Consider the following 4,297-nt stretch of genomic DNA (forward strand, 5'->3'; position numbering starts at 1 on the left):
TAATTATGCCAATCGGCACAATTCATATTTTGTTTGGTTTAGGGTAGAAGATCAACAATTGCAATTTTACAAAGTGGTGAACGATACTTTTACACTAAAAAATACAGTATCAAACATAGTAACGAATGTTAATCAATGGTACGATTTTAAAATAACCTACGATCGCACCACTGGTCGCATAGCTGTTTGGCGTGATAATGTTTATTTGGGAAGTTGGACCGACCCCTCGCCATACAGTACCAATGGTAATTATATCAGCTTTAGAACCGGTAATGCTGTTTTGAATGTTGATGAGCTGAAAGTATATCGTTCACGTTATCCGCAAGTTACGGTAACTGTGGGCGATAACAGCAAAGATATTCGTTATCAAAATCCCAATCCAACCACCTATGGTGCAAAAATTAAATCCATAGTAGTCGATGCTAATAACAATTTATCGTCTATTGCATACCACGATTTGAATGTTGATTGGACAGCACCGCAATTGTTTGGTATAAACGATGGTGCTTCGAACGATATTGATACTGTTTACAGCAATACTACAGTGTATGCTAATTGGCAGGTAGCCGTTGATTCCAATTCCGGCATTCAGGAATATTTTTATGCACTTGGAACTACTCCTGGTGGAAATGATGTGGTAGATTGGACATCGGCAGGGCAAAACACTACAATCACTGTATCGGGTTTAAATCTTAATTATGGTACAACTTATTATTTCAGCATGAAAGCTACCAATTATGCTGGATTAACTTCACAGGTAACGACATCCGACGGGTTTGTGGTTAGTTCATTGAATTATCCTATGGCTAATTTTTCGGCAGTAGAAGATACAGTTTATTTGCCCAATGCCACTGTATTGTTTGTCAATCAAAGTCAAAATGCCACCTCGTATATGTGGAATTTTGGCGATGGTGGTACATCCACGCAAGTGAATCCATGGCATCAATACACTCAAGCTGGAACTTATACCGTGCAATTAATTGCTATGAATCCGCCTTTGCCTAATGATACGTTAACATTGAATAATTATATTACTGTATTGAATAGCCAATCGGTAGAAACTACTGAAACTATGTTTAGCCTTTATCCTAATCCGTTTACTTCAAATATTCATCTTATTTTTAATACCGATTTTTCTGGAACTGTTGAAATAATTGATGTTTTAGGAAAGGTAGTACTAAGTAAAAACATAGCTCATAGCTCATTTTTGAATATTAATGGACTCGACTGCTTAGAAAAAGGCACTTACCTGATTAAATGGATGGATACTCAAAAAACGTTATTGGGAACTAAAGTAATAGTAAAACAATAGATTTTAATAGATATTTATACGTTAGTCGATTCATATGCTATAAAGTAGATATTTTTGTTTATACTTTTTGCCTTTGAATAAAAAAAAATGAAAATACTTGTGGTTTGAAAGTATAAATTCAAATTTTATCGGTTAAAATTTACAAAATGATTATCTTAATGTAATATTGAACAATTTTTTAAATTATTTTTTAGCTTATAGAATATTTTTTAAATAATCATTATATATTTGTATAAAAATGATATTGTAACTGTATTTAAATAAAGATAATGTCAAAAAGTTTAAAAAAAATATTTATCTTATTTTTGTTAATACTTGTATTTAACTTATCTAATAGCCAAGACAATATATTAAATAATGATACAATTTTTGTTTATTCCACTTTTAATAGAGCGAATGAATTAAAAAGCAAAAACTCCGATAGTGCTATTTATTATTATATAAAAGCTTTTAGAATATCTTTGCCTTTATATGTTAAAAATAAAATTTCTAAAGTAGTTTTATTTAAATCGAATGATGAGATTTATAATTTTTTTCAAATAAATAATCTATCCGAAAAATATAGAAAAGTTGTATCAAATATTTTTCCTTATTTAAAAAATGATTGTGAATTGTACTATTATTTTCTCAGATTTAAACTTTTTGATGATAATTTTACAAAACTTTTTGACGATAAGTTAGTAAATCATATTATTTATTTAAAAAACAAGAATTGTTTTTGTGAAATTGGAAAATTATTTCTTCAATTAGGAAATTATTATTACAATATTACGGATTTAAAAAATAGCCTAAAATATTATCATTTATCTTATCAAATATTTAAGAAAGTAAATGATATTTATGGAATATCGAAAGTATTAAATAATATATCTATTATAAATACTGAACTGAAAAATTATAGAGAGGCAGAAAAGTATATAAAAGAGAGCATAGAAATAAAAAAATCTTTAAAAGATACAAATGGATTATCCTCTAATTATTCAAACCTTTCGTCTATATATAATGAAAAAGCAATAGATTATTTTAATAAAAATATTGATTCGGCAAATCACTATAAAAAACTTACTTTATATTTCATTAATTTATCAAAAGAAATTGATAGTATTAGAAAAGACGAATATGGATTAATCACTAATCTTATAAATGAAGCTACTATTTATACAGATTTTAAAGAATATGATAAATCATTAAAGATTTATAATAAACTAGATAAATTATTTCTTAATAATCGACATTATTTCGATTTAAAAATATACTCTAACATAAATAAAGCTGAACTATATAGAGCATTGTATGAAGAAACGGCATTGTCCGAAAATCAAAAAAACAATTATCTTCAAGAATCTAAAAAATTGCTTGAAGAAGCATTAAGTATTAGTACAAAAAATAATTTTCCGTATAATAATAAAGAAATATATAATAATTTATATTTAATTGAACTTGAGCTTAAAAACTATAAAGAGGCTTTAAATTATTATTTATTATGCGATAATATAAAAGATTCTTTATTTAATATAGAAAAAGTTAATTACATAAATAATTTAGAAAAAACTTTTGAATCAAATAGGCAAAAAGAAAAAATTGTAAATTTAGAGAAAGAAAAAAAATGGCTAAAAAACCAAAGGTTTATTATTTATATTTTTATCATAATTTTTGCTGTTTTATCGTCGATTGTAATTTATCAAATCAATAAAAGATTAATAATATCAAAGAAACAAAATAATATTATAAAAGCTCAAAAAGAAAAAATTGAAAATATTTACAATGAGCTTTTAAAGAAGAATGAGATAATTAATCAAAACATAGAATATACAAGACATATTCAAAATTCATTTTTAATTAACGAAAGTATATTAAAGAAAATTTATACCAATGCCTTTATTATTTATATGCCCAAAAATGAATTAAGTGGCGATTTTTACTATTTTAAGGAAAAAAATGGATTACAATATTTAGCATTAGGAGATTGTGCTGGTCATGGTATTCCGGGTGCTGTAATGAGTCTAGTAACTACTACAATTTTAAATCAAATTATTTCTGCAACCCATTTGATTCATCCTAATGAAATTCTAGAAAAGCTCCATTTTGAGCTATTAGCACTACAATGTCAGAGAAGCTATGATTTAACTGAAAGTGTTGAAATATCATTATGCTGTTTTGATAAAATAAATAAAAACGTTTATATTTCAACAACGAATCAAGATTTATATATATTAAAAGATGAAGATTTTTCAGTAATTAATGGCGATATATACAGTATCGGTCAGGTTATTGAAAAGGATTCTCCTACTTTAAAAGTAAAGTTATATCAAATAAAATATAATAATAGATTGAAAATGATATTAGTAACCGATGGATTTTACGATGAATATAATTATTCACAAAAGAAACGATTTGGTAAAGCTCGATTCGAACAGCTTGTAAAAAATATTATTAGCTATCCTCTTTCTGATATTAAACAATCTATTTTAAAAGAATACAGATTATGGAAGGATACTGATAAACAAGTTGATGACATTACAATGATTGGTATTGAGATATAATGCCATCGAATAAATAATATATTTTATCTTAAAAGTTATATAAACATTTTGTTCATTATTTCTTTATGCTTTTATTTTCATTACGACATATTCTTTAGAATATGTAATGGAATTTTGAATCATTTGGTTTATTATTATGAGTCCTTTGCAAGGCTATTAACATGCAAATAGTTGATTATTTACAACTTATTGATATTTTTTATTTTAAATTCCAGAAATAATGCTTAAGTGTTATTTAAAATGCTATTAATAGAGATGTGGTATGATATGAGCGATGTAGAATGCGAAGATTTTGTAAAAGACAGTGTAAGTGCGAGAATTTTTTTAGATTTAGAAATAAATCAACCCATTCCCGATCATAGTACCATCAGCCGTTTTCGTAGTGAATTAGTTCGTAAAAAAGCCTACGATCGTTTACTTCGAAAAATCAATAAACAATTAG

General features: G+C 26.2%; 3 protein-coding genes. All 3 read left to right on the forward strand.

What is annotated here, in order from left to right; all coding sequences use genetic code 11:
- Positions 1-1,312: T9SS type A sorting domain-containing protein (locus tag HPY79_12355; protein NSW46593.1), on the forward strand; the 1,312-nt coding region annotated here is incomplete at its 5' end.
- Between the two features lie 305 nt (positions 1,313-1,617).
- On the forward strand, positions 1,618-3,855 hold the full coding sequence (locus HPY79_12360) for a tetratricopeptide repeat protein (protein ID NSW46594.1): 2,238 nt from the start codon (positions 1,618-1,620) through the stop codon (positions 3,853-3,855).
- Positions 3,856-4,083: 228 nt separating this feature from the next.
- The coding region (locus tag HPY79_12365; GenBank protein NSW46595.1) for a transposase at positions 4,084-4,297 on the forward strand (214 nt) is incomplete at its 3' end.

This window comes from Bacteroidales bacterium (genome assembly GCA_013314715.1).
GTDB lineage: Bacteria > Bacteroidota > Bacteroidia > Bacteroidales > GWA2-32-17 > Ch61.